The sequence below is a fragment of the Streptomyces muensis genome, from assembly GCF_021474425.1.
GTDB classification, from domain to species: domain Bacteria; phylum Actinomycetota; class Actinomycetes; order Streptomycetales; family Streptomycetaceae; genus Streptomyces; species Streptomyces muensis.
In genome coordinates this window covers 1-16,603 of the sequence record NZ_JAKEIP010000184.1, presented here as the reverse complement: position 1 = coordinate 16,603, position 16,603 = coordinate 1, and the positions used below count along the sequence as shown (strand labels likewise).

12 protein-coding genes are annotated in these 16,603 nt (G+C 72.7%); 7 read left to right on the top strand and 5 right to left on the bottom strand.

Features of this window, described 5'->3' with window-relative positions; genetic code table 11:
• The 4 genes from L0P92_RS31370 to L0P92_RS31355 all read right to left on the bottom strand — a co-directional run.
• Positions 1-916: glycoside hydrolase family 32 protein (locus tag L0P92_RS31370; RefSeq protein WP_234766435.1), on the bottom strand; the 916-nt coding region annotated here is incomplete at its 3' end.
• Complete coding sequence (locus L0P92_RS31365) at positions 913-1,767, bottom strand: carbohydrate ABC transporter permease (RefSeq protein ID WP_234766434.1); 855 nt, start codon at positions 1,765-1,767, stop codon at positions 913-915. The genes L0P92_RS31370 and L0P92_RS31365, both read right to left, overlap by 4 nt.
• Positions 1,768-1,781: 14 nt before the next feature.
• Positions 1,782-2,735: a carbohydrate ABC transporter permease gene (locus tag L0P92_RS31360; RefSeq protein ID WP_234766433.1), complete on the bottom strand. Its 954-nt coding sequence runs from the start codon at positions 2,733-2,735 to the stop codon at positions 1,782-1,784.
• Positions 2,732-4,138 carry an extracellular solute-binding protein gene (locus L0P92_RS31355; RefSeq protein WP_234766432.1) on the bottom strand — a complete coding sequence of 469 codons (1,407 nt, stop codon included), beginning with the start codon at positions 4,136-4,138 and terminating at the stop codon, positions 2,732-2,734. Before L0P92_RS31355 ends, L0P92_RS31360 begins: the two co-directional genes overlap by 4 nt.
• 253 nt (positions 4,139-4,391) lie before the next feature.
• On the opposite strand from L0P92_RS31355, the gene L0P92_RS31350 reads away from it, so the two are divergent.
• Positions 4,392-5,960, top strand: coding sequence for a glycoside hydrolase family 32 protein (locus L0P92_RS31350; protein WP_234766438.1), 1,569 nt, complete (start codon positions 4,392-4,394; stop codon positions 5,958-5,960).
• 117 nt (positions 5,961-6,077) lie between these two features.
• Complete coding sequence (locus tag L0P92_RS31345) at positions 6,078-7,040, top strand: TauD/TfdA dioxygenase family protein (RefSeq protein WP_234766431.1); 963 nt, start codon at positions 6,078-6,080, stop codon at positions 7,038-7,040.
• Between the two features lie 26 nt (positions 7,041-7,066).
• Here L0P92_RS31345 and L0P92_RS31340 read toward each other — a convergent pair whose 3' ends face one another.
• Entirely contained in the window at positions 7,067-7,945 is an 879-nt protein-coding gene (locus L0P92_RS31340) for an alpha/beta fold hydrolase (protein WP_234766437.1), read from the bottom strand.
• A gap of 4 nt (positions 7,946-7,949) precedes the next feature.
• Between L0P92_RS31340 and L0P92_RS45295 the strand changes: the two genes are divergently transcribed.
• From L0P92_RS45295 to L0P92_RS31320, 5 genes are all read left to right on the top strand, one after another.
• Positions 7,950-8,072: a hypothetical protein gene (locus L0P92_RS45295; protein WP_273634125.1), complete on the top strand. Its 123-nt coding sequence runs from the start codon at positions 7,950-7,952 to the stop codon at positions 8,070-8,072.
• Positions 8,073-8,192: 120 nt separating this feature from the next.
• On the top strand, positions 8,193-10,964 hold the full coding sequence (locus L0P92_RS31335) for a helix-turn-helix transcriptional regulator (RefSeq protein WP_234766430.1): 2,772 nt from the start codon (positions 8,193-8,195) through the stop codon (positions 10,962-10,964).
• Between the two features lie 3 nt (positions 10,965-10,967).
• Positions 10,968-11,189 carry a hypothetical protein gene (locus L0P92_RS31330; RefSeq protein ID WP_234766429.1) on the top strand — a complete coding sequence of 74 codons (222 nt, stop codon included), beginning with the start codon at positions 10,968-10,970 and terminating at the stop codon, positions 11,187-11,189.
• 37 nt (positions 11,190-11,226) lie between these two features.
• Complete coding sequence (locus L0P92_RS31325) at positions 11,227-13,200, top strand: AfsR/SARP family transcriptional regulator (protein WP_372497360.1); 1,974 nt, start codon at positions 11,227-11,229, stop codon at positions 13,198-13,200.
• A gap of 119 nt (positions 13,201-13,319) precedes the next feature.
• Positions 13,320-16,603: beta-ketoacyl synthase N-terminal-like domain-containing protein (locus L0P92_RS31320; RefSeq protein WP_234766428.1), on the top strand; the 3,284-nt coding region annotated here is incomplete at its 3' end.

Genomic DNA, 16,603 nt, shown 5'->3' with positions numbered 1-16,603 from the left:
TGCTCCAGGAGCCCGCCCGGTCGACCTCGTCCTGCCCGCGGGCCTCCCACGACCAGCCCCACATCAGCGCCCGGTCGGGCTCCTGGAGCACGGCGGGGGCGTAGAAGTCACGCCCGTGGTCGAGGCGGCCGCCGGTGCGGGGGGCGAAGCGCAACTCGCCCTCCGCTCCTGGATCCAGACGCCCTGTCAGGTAGCCCGTGCTGCACGGATCTCCGTCCCACAGCGACAGCACCAGCACCCACTCCCCGCCCTCCGTCGAGTACAGCTGCGGGCACTCCCAGCCCACCGCCTTGTCGCCGAAGGCATCCGCCGCGACCGGGTCGTTGCCGTCGAGGAACACCCCGGCGAACCGCCAGTCGGACAGGTCGTCGCAGTCGTACAGCAACACCGACGGCGTCCCGTCGGCGTGCCCCGCGCCGACCAGCGCCCAGCGGCGCCCGCCGCCGCGGAACACGAACGGGTCGCGGAACATGACCACGTCCAGGTCGGCGGGCGGACCGGTCACCACCGGCGTCGGCAGCGGCTTCCAGTCGGTGAGCGTCTCGTCCTCCGGGACCACCGCCCGGGCCAGGCAGATCGCGCCGAGCCCGACGTGCCGGCGGTCGACCCCCGTGTACACCGCCGTCGGCACGCCGTCGTCGTCGACCACGCACCCCGACCAGCAGCCCGCCTCGTCCGGGCCGCCCGGCGTCGGGGTCAGCGCGATCGGATGGTGCTCCCACTCGACCAGGTCGGCGCTTGAGACATGCCCCCAGTGGACGTTCGTGTGCACGGGGGCGGCGGGGTTGTGCTGGTAGAAGAGGTGGTACCGGTCCCGCCAACGGAAGGGACCGTTCGGGTCGTTCATCCAGTTGGCGGGGGGACGGACCCGGAAGCGCGGGGCGCCCGGGTCCGAGGACGGAGCGGTGAGGCTCAACGGTTGACTCCTGCGGACGTGATGCCCTCACGCAGAGGGCGCTGACCGACGACGAACACGGCGACGGCGGGGATCATGGAGAGGACGACACCGGCCAGGACCACCGAGATGGAACCGGTGCCCAGGTTGCCCTGGAGGGAGACCAGGCCCAGGGGGAGCGTGTAGTTCTGGCCGGAGGTCTCCAGGATCAGCGGCCGGAAGAACTCGTTCCAGTGGTAGTTGAAGGCCAGCACACCGACGATCGCGAGACCGGGCGCGGCCAGCGGCGCGTACACGGACCGGAAGATCCGCCAGGGCCCGCAGCCGTCCAGCATCGCCGCCTCGCCCAGGTCCTTGGGCATGCCCAGGAAGTACTGGCGCATCAGGAAGGTCCCGAACGCGGTCGGGAAGGCCGGGATGATCAGACCGAGCAGGGTGTCGGTCAGGCCCATCGACTTCAGCACCAGGAACACCGGCACGATCGTGACCTGCAACGGCACCATCATCGTCGCCAGCACCAGCCCGAACAGCGGCTTCTTGAACCGGAATTCGAGACGTGCGAAGGCGTACCCGGCGAGACCGGCCGTGATCATCTGGCCCACCGCGATGAGGGCCGTCACCAGCGTGGAGTTCAGGGCGAGCAGCCAGACGTCGATCTGGTCGAAGACCCCGCTGTACGCCTCCAGGGACGGATCCGTCGGGATGATCTTCGGTGGCAGGTCGAAGGCCTCGGCCGGGGTGCGCAGCGAGGTGGAGACGGTCCAGACGACCGGGCCCAGCGTCAGCAGCGCGCACACGGCCAGCGCGGCGATGCGGGCCCACGGCGCGAGCGAGTGCCGGGTGCGGCTCAGGGACAGGGTTGCTTGGCTCATGGAAGTCACCGGGCTCACTGGTAGTGGACGAAACGCCGGCTGAGCCGGAACTGGAGGGCGGTGACCGCCATGATCAGCACGAACAGCAGCACACCCACCGCCGAGGCCTCACCGAAGCGCAGCTGTTCGAACGCGCTCTCGTAGATGACCATCACCACGGTCCGGGTGGCGTCGCCGGGACCGCCGTTGGTGAGCACGTACGGCTGCTCGAAGACCTGCAGCGCGTTGATGATGCCGACCACCGACGCGACCAGCAGCGTGGGGGAGAGCAGCGGCAGCGTGACGTTCAGGTGCTTGCGCAGACCCGTCGCGCCGTCGAGGGAGGCGGCCTCGTGGATCTCCTTGGGGATGTTGTTCAGGCCTCCGACGAACAGCAGGAACGAGAACCCGAACTGCTGCCAGACGTAGACCAGGATCACCGTGGCCATCGCCGCGTTCTCCGACGTCAGCCACGGCACCGGGGCGACCCCGACCAGCCCGAGCACCCAGTTCACGACCCCGAAGTCCTGGTTGAACAGGTACTTCATCACCACCGAGATCGACGCCGCGGACAGCACCAGCGGGAAGAAGAACGCCGACCGGAACACCGAGCGCAGCCACACCGGCATCCGCCCGTTCACCGCGAGGGCCAGCACCAGGGCGACGACCAGTTGCAGCGCGACCGCGAACACCATGAACACCAGCGTGTTGCGGAAGGACACCAGCACCGTCGAATCGGTGAAGACCTCACCGTAGTTGGCCGCCCCGGCGAAGCTCGGCTCGTCGATCACGTTCCAGTGGAAGAGGCTCAGCACCACCGAGCCGATGATCGGGACGACCGTGAAGACGACGATGCCGACGATCGTGGGCGCGAGGAAGAGGGTGGCCAGGAGCCGGGAACCACGGTCGCGGGCGGCCGTACGCGGCGCGGGCGCCGGCGGTGTGGCCGGCTGCGGCGGCCGTACGGCCGGTATCTGGGTGTTCGTCATACGTCACGCTCCATGGCCTTCTCCAGATCGCTCTGCATCCGGCGCAGCGCGGGGGCGACCGAGCGCCGCGAGGCCAGCGCGGTGCCGGTGTGCTTGAGCAGCACCTGCTCGACTTCGGCGACCTGCGGCGGGGCGGGGATCGGCCCGGTGTTCGGGAACTTGTCGAGGGTGTCGTAGAAGACCTGCCAGTGGTTCGGGCCGGTCTCGCGATAGCGGTCGGCGGTCAACATCGAGCGGCGCGCCGGAGTGGTCTGGTTGGTCTCGAACAGCCGCGTCAGGGTGTCCTTGCGGGCGGCGTACTTGATGAACTCCCAGGCCTCCTCCTGCCGCTTCGACGTGCGCAACAGGGCGTAGCCGGCGGCGCCGTACTGCATGCGCTGGGTGCGCCAGCGCGGGAAGTACTGCACGTCGAAGCCGTCCGCCTTCATGCCGGCCAGATGCAGGCCGCCCGCCCAGAAGCCGCCCGCGGGCGTGACGCCGACCCGGCCGGTGGAGAACACACCGATCAGGTTCTGGCCGTTGCCGCCCTCGGGGCGGGTGCACAGCCCCTCCTGGATGAGGGAGGCGAGATAGTCGTACGCCTCCTCCACGCGCGCGTCCGTGGCCTGCGGCGTCGTCCAGCGGAAGCCGCCCCCGCGGCCCTGCCGTGCGGCGGCGGGGTAGAAGGAGTCCCACAGCCAGCCGCCGCCCGGCGCCTTGGACTCGCTGAGCAGGTTGGTGTCGTTGGCGAACAGCCAGGGCACCACGCCGCCCCACAGCCGGTTGGTCCAGAAGTACGGCGTGAACTGGGAGCCGCTGGACTTCTTCATGTCCCGCAGCAGTCCGGTGAAGTCGTCGCGCGTCCAGTCGGCCGCCGGGAAGTCCGCTCCCGCCCGCTTCAGCACCTGGTTGTTGAGGTACATGTCGGCCGCGTTGAACTCGACCGGCAGCTGGTAGAGGCTCCCCTCGTACATCATCGACTCCACCAGGGAGGGATGGACGTCGGAGAAGTATTCGCGCAGCTCCCCGGCGTCCCGCTTCACCCAGTCGTCCAGCGGGACTCCGAGGCGCTGCGCGAACAGCTGGACGCCTTCGGTGGCGACGTACACCAGGTCGGGCGCGGTGCCCGCCGCGATCTGGGTGAGGATCTTCGCGAAGAAGTCCGACCAGTCGACGGCCTGCACGGCGTTGATGCGGAGCTTGATGTCGGGGTGGACCTCCTTGAAGCCCTCCGTGAGCGTGCGGACGGCCTCCGGTCCGTAGGCGGGGCCGAGGGTGGCGACGACGAGCGAGCCGTCGTCGCGGCCGGGTATGTCGGCTCCGGTGAGCCGGTCCCAGCTGGCGGCGGTGCCGGCGAGCGCGGCGGCTCCCGCGCCGTAGGCGCCGTACCGCAGCAGGGTGCGGCGGGTGAGCGAGTCGGTCATCTGAACGGGCCTAACTCGTGTTAGCCAGAATCTGATGCCCAGATGATGTGAAGGGCACCGTGACCCTGTCAAGAGTCGTGAACGGCTTGACCTTTAACGAGTTAGGCCTCACAGTTCCGATCCAGGTCGACCGGTCCGGGATTGAACGACTCCGGATCCGGTGGCCAGTTCCGATCCGGTTCGGATCTCCATGAGCCGCAGTCCTGACGACGCCGTCAGGGAAAGGAGCCGCACTGTGCGTGGCATATCCGGCATGCCCGGAATATCCAGGAGGTCGCTGTTCATCGCCTCGGCCGTGGGCGCGGCCGGCGCCTTACTTCCCGCCGGTTCGAGATCCGCGTCCGCGGCGTCGGCGCGGGCCGCGTCCACGACGGCCGCCGCCTGCACCGGCAGCTACCGGGCCGAGTACCACTTCACGGTCCCCGACCAGTGGATGAACGACCCGCAGCGGCCGGTGTGGATCGACGGCGAGTACCACTACTACTACCTCTACAACCCCGACTACTCGACGGGCGGCACGGCCGCCGGCACGGCCTGGCGCCTGGCGACCAGCACCGACCTGGTCTCCTTCACCGACCGCGGGATCGCCGTACCGAAGGACACCACACCCAACGGCGACGTCTGGTCCGGCTCGGCGGTGGTCGACACCGGCAACACGGCGGGCTTCGGCGCGGGCGCGGTGATCGTCCTCGCCACCATGGCGCCCGGCGACGGCGCCCAGGCGCAGTACCTGTACTACTCGACCGACGGCGGCCGTACGTTCACCAACCACGGCACCGCCCCGGTCCTGCCCAACCCCGGCGTCCGGGACTTCCGCGATCCCAAGGTCATCCGCGACGAGGAGCGCGGACGCTGGGTGATGGCCCTCGCCGAGAACGACAAGGTGGGCTTCTACCACTCCGCCGACCTCAAGTCGTGGACGTACGTCGGAGGCTTCATCAAGGGCGGCATCGGCGTCCTGGAGTGCCCGGACCTGTTCCGCATCCGGGCGGCGGACGGCACCTGGAAGTGGGTGCTGGGCGTGAGCGCCAACGGGAAGGGATCCGGGCTGCCGAGCACGTACGCCTACTGGACGGGCTCCTTCGACGGCACCACGTTCACGCCCGACCTGAGCGATCCGCAGTGGCTCGACCACGGCTGGGACTGGTACGCGGCCGTCACCTTCGAGAAGCGGGACGCCGGCGGCACTCTCGACCCGGCCGCGCGGTACGCGATCGGCTGGCTGAACCACTGGGACTACGCCAACACCACGCCCACCATCGAGTGCGACGGCTTCAACGGCACCGACTCGATCGTCCGCGAGGTCACGCTCAAGCGGGCCACGGACGGCACGTACCACCTGGCCTCCCAGCCGGTGGCCGGGCTCGACGCCCATGTCGCCCGCACGGTGGACCTCGGCGACCTGGAGGTCAGCGGGAGCCGTCTGCTCGACTACACGGGCACCGCCTACGAGCTGACCACCGAGATCACCTGGGACCAACTGACCGGCGCAGGGCTGCAGCTACGTCGGTCCTCCGACGGCGGACGCCACATCGACGCCGGGATCTACGGCGACTACGCCTTCGTCAACCGGGGATACACGGTCAGCCCTGACAGCACCGGCCGGTGGCAGGAGAGCCGGAGCCCCTTCGACGGGTCCGCCGGCACGGTGCGGCTGCGGATTCTGGTCGACCGTACGTCGATCGAGATGTTCGTGGACGACGGCCGGTACGTGCACTCGACCGAGGTCTTCCCGGATCCGGCCGACACCGGGCTCGCGCTCTTCACGATCGACGGCACGGCGGTCTTCCGGAACACGGTGATCCGGGAGTTCGCGGTCTGAAGCCCCTCGAACCCCTGTGCCGGAGGCCCTGTCGCCATGCCCGCCGATCACTGTCACGATCTTCCTGGAACCGGCTCGGACCGGAGCCGGCGGGGACGGACGACCGACGGAGCGGGCATGACGACGGACGGCACCATCGCGGACGGCACGGGGATCGAGGTGCGACCGGTCGCCGGGCACATCGGGGCGGAGATCATCGGCGTCGATTTGGCCGGGGAACCGGACGACGCGGTGGTCGCCGCGATCCGGGCGGCGGTGCTGCGCTGGAAGGTGGTCTTCTTCCGGGGGCAGCGGCTGGACCACGCCGGGCACGTGGCCTTCGCGAGGCGGTTCGGTGAACCGGTCGTCCTGCGCAAGCGGGGGAGCGCATCCCCTGCGGACTTCCCCGAGATCGAGACGACCGCCGACCGGCTGGAGCTCGGCGGGAGGTTCGGCATGGAGCACGACGAGTGGCTACGGCGCCGCCGTCACACCCTGCTGCGCGGCTGGCACTGCGACCACGGCGCCCGTGTCGACCCGCCCGCCGCCACCATCCTGCGCGCCGAGACCGTACCGCCGTACGGCGGCGACACGACCTGGTCGAACCTGGCGGCCGCCTACGCCGGACTGTCCGGCCCGGTGAAGGAGTTCGTGGACGGCCTGCACGCCGAGCACCGCCTCGGCGTCGGCTACCAGCCCCGGCCCGGCGACGACGCGTACGTCCGCCATCTGCTGGACCACCAGGTCGCCTCGCTGCATCCGTTGGTGCGCGTCCATCCGGAGACCGGGGAGCGGGTGCTCTACGTCAACGGCTACTACGTCGAGCAGATCGCCGGCCTCTCGCGGGCCGAGAGCGGCGCCGTCCTGGAGATGCTGCTGGAGCAGGCCGTGCGCCCCGAGTACACGGTCCGCTTCCGCTGGGAGCCCGGCAGCGTCGCCTTCTGGGACAACCGGGCCACCATCCACCTCGCCCCGAGCGACAACGCCCACCTCGGCTTCCCCCGGACCATGCACCGGGTGATGCTCGCCGGGGACGTACCGGTGGGCGTGGACGGCAGGGCGTCGGAGGCGATCGTCGGGACCGAGCCGGGACGCTGGTAGCCGGGGCAGGGCGTGATCGGCGTCGCTCAGCGGCCGAGGAGCTCGCGCAGCGCCTTCGTCACGACATCGGGCGCCTCCTCCGCCATGAAGTGGCCGCAGGTCACCGTGGAGTGCACCAGATCGGGCGCCCAGGCCCGCCACAGCACCGCCGCGTCGAAGCCGAGGGCCGCGCCCCAGTCCTGCTGGAGCACGCTGACGGGCATCGCGAGCGTGGTTCCGGCCGCCCGGTCGGCCCGGTCGTGCTCGACGTCGACGCCGGCCGAGGCCCGGAAGTCGGCGACGATCGACGGCACGGCCGCACGGCAGGCGGCCAGGTAGGCGGCGCGGACGTCGGCCGGGACGGCCTCCGGGTCGGTCGTCCAGATGTCGAGGAAGTGGCCGAAGAAGGCGTCCGGCGCGGCGCCGATCAGCCGTTCGGGCAGGCCGGGCGGCTGGGCCATCAGATACAGATGGAAACCGACGGCCGCGCTCACGCCGTGCATCACCTCCCACATGTCCAGGGTCGGCAGCACGTCGAGACACGCCAGGTGGGTGACCCTCTCGGGGTGGTCGAGCGCGGCCCTGAAGGCCACCAGGGCGCCGCGGTCGTGCCCGGCCAGGGCGAAGCGCTCGTGCCCGAGAGCGCGGGCCAGCGCCACGACGTCCGCGGCCATGGTCCGCTTGGCGTAGACGGTGCCGTCGGTCTCCGCCGGCTTGTCGCCGGCACCGTAGCCGCGCAGGTCGGGGCAGATCACGGTGTGGTCCGCCGCGAGGTCGGTGGCCACGTGCCGCCACATCAGATGGGTCTGAGGGAAGCCGTGCAGCAGCACGACGGGCGGACCGGAGCCGCCGACGGCCGTGTGCAGGGCCACGCCGTCGGACACCGGGACGCGGTGATGATCGAAGCCGGGGATGACAGGGGGCACGGACATGGACCCGTGCGTGGACCTGGACATGGCGGACCTGGGCATGGCGGACCTGGACATGGTGGAGCTCCTTGCGATGCTCGTCGATCGGTGGTGGGGACCCCTCGATCCTCCCGGCGCCGGATGAGCGGCGAATGAGCAGCGGGACGGGCCGACGCCGGGGGAACGGGAGCGGGCGAGGTCTCCGGGATTCGGCGGCCTGTATATACGCTCGGTGCGGTACATACGCTCACTGCCTGGGGTGCCTATGACGAGCAAGGATCCGGGGGCCCACCTGCGGGGACGGCAGAGCGAATGTGAAGCGCTGGACCGGCACCTGGCGACGGTGCGGGCCGGGCACAGCGCGGTCCTGGTGCTGCGCGGCGAGGCCGGCATCGGCAAGACGGCGCTGCTGGAACACGTCTCGGGCCACGCCGACGGATGCGCAGTCGTGCGGGCCGCGGGCGTCGAGTCCGAGATGGAGCTGGCCTTCGGCGGCCTCCACCAGCTGTGTGTCCCCTTCCTGGACCGTCTCGACCGTCTCCCGGATCCCCAACGAGCCGCGATCGAGACGGCCTTCGGCATGAGCGAGGGAACGCCGCCGGACCGCTTTCTCGTCGGACTAGCAGTCCTCAGCCTGCTCGCCGACGTGGGCCGGCGAAAGCCGCTGATCTGCCTGGTCGACGACGCCCAGTGGCTCGACGACGTCTCGGCGCAGATCCTCGGGTTCGTCGCCCGACGTCTCATGGCCGACCAGGTCGGACTGGTCTTCGCCGTGCGCGAGCCGGACGGCGGACACCTCCTTCAGGGGCTTCCGGAGCTGATGGTGGAGGGCCTGGGCGAACCCGATGCCCGCGCGCTGCTGGACTCGGTGATCCACGGCGGGTTCGACGAGCGCGTCCGCGGCCGTATCCTCGCCGAGGCCCGGGGCAACCCGCTCGCCCTGCTGGAGCTGCCGCGCGCGTCGTCGGCGGCCGAGCTCGCCGGCGGATTCGCCTCACCCGGCCCGAAGCCCGTCGCGAGCCGCCTGCAGCGCAGCTTCACCCAGCGGGTGGACGCGCTGCCGTCGGCGACCCGGCGGCTGCTGGTGCTGGCAGCGGCCGAGCCGGTCGGCGACGTCGCCCTGCTCAGACGTGCGGCCGAGAGGCTCGGCGTCCCCATGGACGCGCTGTCCCCGGCCGTGGCGGCAGGCCTGCTCGAACTGGACATCCGGGTGCGCTTCCGGCATCCGCTGGTGCGCTCGGCGGTCTACCACGCGGCGCAGCTGGCGGAGCGCCGAGAAGCCCACAGGGCGCTGGCCGAGGCGACGGACGCGCACTCCGATCCCGATCGCCGGGCCTGGCATCTCGCACGTGCCGCCGACGGACCCGACGAGTCGGTCGCCGGCGAACTGGAGCGCTCGGCCGGCCGGGCACGGTCACGGGGCGGCACCGCCGCCGCGGCGGCCTTCCTGGAGCATGCCGCCATACTGACCCCGCGCCCCGGGCACCGGGCGGCCCGCGCCCTCGCGGCAGCGCAGGCGAAACTGCGCGCCGGCGCGCCCGAGCCCGCACGGGAACTGCTGGCCCTCGCCGAAGAGGGCGAGCGGGACGAGCTCCACCACGCGCGCATCGATCTTCTGCGCGCACAGCTCGCCTTCACCACCGGCCGCGGCAACGACGCCGCTCCGCTGCTGCTGGCCGCGGCACGCCGGCTCGCACCGCTCGACGCGGGCCTCGCCCGGGAAACCCTCCTCGACGCCATCGCGGCCGCGATGTTCGCCGGCCGCCTGGCCGGCACCGTCGACGCGCGGACGGTGGCGACGGCCGCGCGCGAGATCGCGCCGGTCGCTCAGCCGTCGTGCAACGCGGACTGGCTGCTGGGCGCCCTGACCCTCCGCTTCACCGAGGGCTACGGCGCCGCGGCCGCCGGCTCCCGGGACGCTCTCGACGCGCTTCGCTGGGGCACCGGTCCGGAGGAGGTGCTGCGCTGGTCCTGGCTCGCCTACGCCCTCGCGGCCGACCTGTGGGACGACCGGCGCTGGTCCGAGTTCACCACCCGGCATGTCGACACCGCCCGTGCCGTCGGTGCGCTCAGCGACCTGCCGCTCGCGCTCGCCTCCCGTGCCATCGTGCACCTGTTCGCCGGTGAACTCGACGCCGCCTCGCTGCTCGTGGCGGAGATGGCCGATGTGCAGGAGGCCACCGGCGGCAACCTCATGTCCTACGGAGCGGTGCAACTGGCCGCCTGGAAGGGAGACGAGGGCGAAGCCGACGCGCTGATCCAGGCCAACATCGACGACGCCCTGGCCCGTGGCGAGGGCTCCGGGATGACCGTCGCGCTGGGCGCCCGGGCGGTGCTCTGCAACGGCCTGGGCAAGTACGACGAGGCCTTCGCCGCGGCGAGCCAGGCCGCCACGAACGCGCCGGACCTGGCCGTGGGCAACTGGGCGCTGGTCGAGTGGGTGGAGGCGGGAGCGCGCAGCGGTGAGCGCGGTGCCGCCCTCGACGCGGCGGAGCAGCTGACCGAGGTGACCGACGCAGCGGGCACCGACTGGGCGTTGGGCGTCCAGGCACGCTCGCGTGCCCTGCTCGGCGACGGCCCTGCCGCCGAGGCGCTCCACCGGGAGGGCATCGAGCGGCTCGGCCGGACCCGGATGCGGGCCGAACTGGCCCGGGCTCACCTGCTGTTCGGTGAGTGGCTGCGCCGGGAGAACCGCCGCACCGACGCGCGCGAGCAGCTGAGGACCGCGTACGAGATGTTCTCCGGGTTCGGCGCCGCCGGGTTCGCCGAGCGGGCCCGTCGTGAACTGCAGGGAACCGGGGAGTCCGTCCTCAGACGGGCGGTCACGGCACCGGTGACGCTGACCGCGCAGGAGGCACAGATCGCGCATCTGGCCCGGGACGGCATGACGAACCCGGAGATCGGCGCGCACCTGTTCATCAGCCCGCACACCGTCGAATGGCACCTGCGCAAGGTGTTCGTCAAACTCGGCATCACCTCCCGCAGACAACTGCGCACCACCCTCACCGACCGACCACCCACGGCGGCGCCGGCCTAGGACGTGTCGCCGAAGCCGGACACGCAGGCCCACGTCGTGGAGGGCACGGTCGCCTTGGAGGTCGCCGGCCGCAACGACGTCCCCGCGGCCCGCCCGGCCGCCGCGCGCTCCCTCCCGGCGTCCTGGCAGGATGGCGCCATGGAACGTGTGCTCGGCATCGGCGGACACTTGGTCCGAGCCGCCGACCCCGAGGGCGATCGGCTGGAGCCGTGGCAGCCCGCCTGAGCCCGCGACCCGTCCAGGCCGTCGGGAGGGCGGGGCGGTGACCGGTGGCGTGGGTCCTGACTTCGGGGTGCTCGGGCCGGTCACGGCGTGGGACGCGGACGGCGACGCGATCGACCTGAAGGGCCCGAGACACCGCTCGGTGCTGGCCCGGCTGATCGTCGCCCGGGGCCGTCTCGTGCCGGTCTCCCGCCTGGTCGACGACCTCTGGACCGACCCGCCGGCCGACGCCGTGGGCGCCGTACGCACCTTCGTCGCCGCACTCCGCCGCGCCCTCGAACCCGACCGCCCACCGCGCACCCCGGCCCGGCTGCTCGTCACCGAGGGCCCCGGCTACGCCCTGCGCACCGCGCCGGACACGGTCGACGCCTGGCGGTTCGAGCAGGCGGTCGCCGACGCCGCGACGCTGTCGGCCGAGGAGGCGGGCGTACGACTCGACGAGGCGCTCGGCGGCTGGCGTGGCCCGGCCTACGCGGAGTTCGACGAGCAGCCGTGGGCCCGGACGGAGAGCCGCCGCCTGGTCGAGCTGCGGCTGTACGCCGTGGAACTGCGGGCCGAGGCGCTGCTCGACCTCGGCCACGCCGACCGGGTGGCCGCCGATCTGCGGGCGCACGCCGCCGAGCATCCCTGGCGGGAGAACGCCTGGCGCCTGCTCGCCCTGGCCCTGTACCGCACCGGCCGACAGGCCGACGCCCTGGACGTCCTGCGCACCGCGCGGGCCCTGCTCGCCGCCGACCTGGGCATCGACCCCGGTCCTGACCTGCGCGCCCTGGAGACGGACATCCTCCGCCAGTCCGGCCGTCTCGACCGGACGCCCGACCACCCCGCCGGCCGGGTCTGGGAGCAGGTCGCCGCCGCCTACGACCGCGCCGTCGCCCCCGACGCCCGCGCCCGCCTCGAATCGACGGCCGGACTCCTGCGCGACCTCGCCCTGACCGGCGGCAGCGGACTGCCGGCCGCCCGCGAACACCGGGTCGCCGCCGTCGCGGCCGCCGAGGAACTGGGCGATGCCGAACTGACCGCACGCGTGATCGGCACCTACGACGTCCCGGCGATCTGGACCCGCCTCGACGACCCGGAACAGGCCGCCCGGGTCGTCGCGGCCGCCGAACGCACCCTCAAAGCCCTGCCACCCGAAGGACACGAGGCGGCCAAGGCCCGGCTGCTCGCCACCGTCGCCCTGGAGTCACGCGGCACCCCGCTCGCCCGCGGCCCGCAAGCCGCCCGCCAGGCCGAGGACATCGCCCGCCGCCTCGACGATCCGGCGCTGCTGGCGTTCACCCTCAACGCGTCCTTCATGCAGTGCTTCGACCGCACCGGGCTCGCGCCGCGCCGCGACGCCATCGGCGCCGAGCTGATCGCCCTCGCAGCCCGGCACGGCCTGTCCACCTACGAGATCCTCGGCCACCTCGTCCGCCTCCAAGCCCGCAGCGCCCTCGGGGACTTCACCACGGCCGACCAGCACGCGACCGCCGCCGACGCCCTCGCCGCACGCCACGAACGGCCGCTCGTGGGCGTGTTCACCGGCTGGTTCGCCGCCCTGCGAAAGGACGCCACCGGCCAGGCGTCCCCGGCCGAGGCGGAGGCCGCCTACCGCGCAGCGGCCACTCTGCTCGACGGCTCGGGAATGCCGGGCCTCGCCCGCGGCCTGCCACCCCTGGCGCTGCTGTGCCTGCGCCTGCGACACGCCCTGCCCCTGCGTTTCGACCCCCACACCGACTGGGGCCCCTACGCCCCCTGGGCACACCCCCTGCTCCTCCTCGACCAGGGCCACCGCACCGCGGCCCTCGACGCCCTCCGCGCGACGCCCGAACCACCCCGCGACCTCCTCCAGGAGGCCCTGTGGTGCCTGACCGCCCGCGCCGCACTGGCCCTCGGCGACGGGCGGACCATGGCCCGCGCCCACACCGCCCTCACCCCCGCGGCGAACGAACTGGCCGGCGCGGGCAGCGGGTTGCTCACCCTGGGGCCGGTCTCGACATACCTGAACGACCTCGAAACCGCTCTTCGGTGAACCGTTCGGCGAGACTCGTCGTCGTACAGGTGAATGATCGACAACGCTCCTGCCGGGTACCCGACGTCGGCGGGGCGCGCCCGCGTGCCCCTCGCCGCGTGCGACGAGGAAGGAAGCACATGCCGACTCCGGGGCCGCGCACCGCTGGAACACTCCTCGACGTACTGCTGCACGCCGCCGAGGAGCACCCCGGTCAGACCGTCGTCCACGTCCGGGGCGACGGCGGCGAACACACCGTGACCTTCGCCGAACTGCGCGACGACGCACTGCGCGTGGCGGGCGGCCTGCGCGCGGCGGGACTGCGGCCCGGCACCGCCGTACCGCTTCTCGCGGCTCTCGGCGAGGACTTCCAGCCGATGTTCTGGGGAGCGCTGGCGGCAGGGCTGGTGCCCGTGCCGCTCGCCCCGCAGACGCGTCGGGTCGGACCGGTGTGGGAGTTCCTCGGCCGGCCCGCCGTCATGGTGGACGCCGCCACCGAGGAACTGCTCGCCGAGCTGCCGGAACCGGTACGTGCGCTGCGGCTCGGCGCGTTGCGCGAGGCCCGCCCGCTGCGCGACCTGCCCCGCCGGGACCCGCAGGACCTGGCGTTCCTCCAGTTCTCCTCCGGCAGCACCGGCGACCCCAAGGGCGTGGAACTCACCCACGAGGCCGTCCTCGCCAACCTCCGGCAGATCCGCGCCGCCACGGAGATCACGTCCGACGACGTACTGGCCACCTGGATGCCGTACTTCCACGACATGGGCCTGATCGGCACCCACCTGGTCCCCATGGCGGCCGGTCTGAAGCAGATACGGCTCGAACCCCTGACCTTCGCCAAGCGCCCCGCGCTGTGGCTGGAGTCGGCGGCACGGCACCGGGCCACGCTGCTGTCCGCGGCGAACTTCGCGCTCGCCCTCGCGGTACGGCGCGTGCCGGACAGCACTTGGGCCGGACTGGACCTGAGCCGCATACGCCTGATGCTCGTGGGCGCCGAGCCCATCGCGCCGCGCGTGTGGCGGGAGTTCACCGCCAGGGCGGAGCCGGCCGGACTGGACGCAACGGCCATGCTCCCCGTGTACGGCCTGGCCGAGGCCACGCTCGCCGTGACGGTGCCCCCGCTCGGCGAGGTCGCCGCGCCCCGGTGCCTGGACCGCGCCGCGCTGAGCCGGGGCAGGGCCGTGCCCGCGGAACCCGGCCCGGACACCGTGGAGTTCATGGACGTGGGCCGCCCCGTCCCCGACTGCCGGATCCGTATCACCGACGGCAACGGCGAGCCCCTCGCCGACCATCGCATCGGACACGTCGAAGTACGCGGTCCACAACTGGCACGCGGATATCACCGCGCTCCCGAGGCGAGCGCGGCCGCGTTCCACGAGGGCTGGCTGCGCACCGGCGACCTGGGCTTCCTCAGCGAGGGCCGGCTGTGTGTCACGGGGCGGCACAAGGACGTCGTCTTCGTCGGCGGGCGTACCTTCCACGCGGCCGACCTGGAGGAGACCGCGTCCGCCACGGACGGGGTGCCGGAGGGAACGGTGGCGGTGGTCGGGTCCGCCGATCCGGACACCGGCGGCGACCGGGTGGTGGTGTTCGTGCAGTGGGCGCGGCCCGAACCGGCCACCGCCCTCACGGTGCTGGACGCGGTGGCGGCCCGGGTCCGTGAGGCCCTGGGCCACGACGACGTACGGGTGTTGCCGCTGCCGCCGGGGGCGTTTCCCCGGACGACGAGCGGCAAGCTGCGGCGGGCGCTGATGCGCGACAGGTTCGAGGCCGGCGCCTACGCGGCCGTCGAGCAGCGATGGACGGTGCGAAGGGCGGAGCGGGGGACCGCACGGCCGGAGGACCGCGGCCCGCAGCGGGACGCGCCACGTTCGCGCAGTGACGTCGAGGAGGCGATCCGGGAGATCTGGGCCGGGGAACTGGGCCTCTCCCCGGCGGCCATCGACCGGGAGGACCGCTTCTTCGCCCTCGGAGGTTCCTCGCTGAAGGCGATGGCGGTGCTCGCGGGCATCGAGGACGCCTTCCCCGTCACGGTGGAGCCCCGCGTCCTGCGCGACCACGACACCGTGGCCGCCCTGGCCGGGCATGTGCTGGCCCTGCTCGCGGACAGCGACCGTGCGCCCGAGACGACGCGGGCCTCGACGCCGGCCGGCGAGCGCGCCGGGCAGGGGACGGTGGCCGTACTCGGCATGGCCTGTCGCTTCCCCGGTGCGCGCACCCCCGAGGCCTTCTGGGACCTTCTCCTCTCCGGCCGCGACACGCTGACGGCCGTAACCGACGACCGTTGGGACGACGCCCCCGGCTACTTCGGCTCCTTCCTCCCCGCCCCCGCGGACTTCGACGCCGACTGCTTCGGCATGGACGACGAACAGGCCCGCGCGACCGACCCCCAGGCGCGGATCTTCCTGGAGCTGGCCCACGAGGCACTGGAGCGCGCGGGGTACGCGGGACCGCGCAGGACCGGCCGCAGGATCGGCGTGTTCGCCGCCGTCGGCGACAGCGGATACCGCGAGATCCTGGCCGACGCCACGGACGGCGACCTCGCCGCCCACCCCGGCGCGCTCACCGGCAACCTGCCCAACCTGATCGCCGCCCGCCTCTCCCAGACACTCGACCTCGACGGCCCCGCCCTCGCGGTCGACACCGCCTGCTCCTCTGCGCTGGTGGCCCTGCACCTGGCGCGACGCAGCCTCCTCAGCGGCGAGTGCGACATCGCCGTGGTCGGCGGCGTCCAGCTCGCCCTCACCCCGACCGGGCACCGGCTCCTCGACAGCGCGGGCGCGTTGTCCCCGACGGGCGGCAGCCGCCCCTTCGGTGCCGCCGCCGACGGCATCGTGCCGGGGGAGGGCGGAGCGGCCCTCGTCCTCGCCCGCCCGGACGACGCGGCGCGTGACGGCGACCCGGTACTCGCCCTGGTCCGCGCGACGGCCGTCAACAACGACGGACGGTCGCTGAGCCTGCTCGCCCCCAACCCACGCACCCAGCGCGAGGTCATCAGCCAGGCATACGCCGAGTGCGGCATCGACCCCGACGCGGTCTCGTACGTCGAGGCGCACGGAACCGGCACCCCGGTCGGCGACCCCGTCGAGGCGCGGTCCCTGGGGCACGCCTTCCCACCCCGCGCGGACGGAACTCCCCGCCTGCTCGGCTCGGTCAAGGCGAACATAGGGCACCTGCTCAACGCGGCCGGCCTGCCGAGCCTGGTCAAAACGGTCCTGGCACTCCAGCACCGCCGGCTCCCGCCCTCCCCGAACACCACCCCGCCGGCGCCGTACCTGGAACGCCTGGCCCCCGGCTTCGAACTCGTCACCGAGCAGCGGGACTGGCAGGCACCCGGACCCCTGATCGCCGGCGTCAACGCCTTCGGCTTCGGCGGCACCAACGCGCACGCGGTCCTGGAGGAGGCGGGGGCCGCGTGCGCGTTGGT

Excerpts from the sequence above, each read along its gene's own strand:
- L0P92_RS31365 (WP_234766434.1), bottom strand. The coding sequence starts at position 1,767 with ATGAGCCAAGCAACCCTGTCCCTGAGCCGCACCCGGCACTCGCTCGCG.
- L0P92_RS31360 (WP_234766433.1), bottom strand. The coding sequence starts at position 2,735 with ATGACGAACACCCAGATACCGGCCGTACGGCCGCCGCAGCCGGCCACA.
- L0P92_RS31355 (WP_234766432.1), bottom strand. The coding sequence starts at position 4,138 with ATGACCGACTCGCTCACCCGCCGCACCCTGCTGCGGTACGGCGCCTAC.
- L0P92_RS31350 (WP_234766438.1), top strand. The coding sequence starts at position 4,392 with ATGCCCGGAATATCCAGGAGGTCGCTGTTCATCGCCTCGGCCGTGGGC.
- L0P92_RS31345 (WP_234766431.1), top strand. The coding sequence starts at position 6,078 with ATGACGACGGACGGCACCATCGCGGACGGCACGGGGATCGAGGTGCGA.
- L0P92_RS45295 (WP_273634125.1), top strand. The coding sequence starts at position 7,950 with ATGGACCCGTGCGTGGACCTGGACATGGCGGACCTGGGCATGGCGGAC.
- L0P92_RS31335 (WP_234766430.1), top strand. The coding sequence starts at position 8,193 with ATGACGAGCAAGGATCCGGGGGCCCACCTGCGGGGACGGCAGAGCGAA.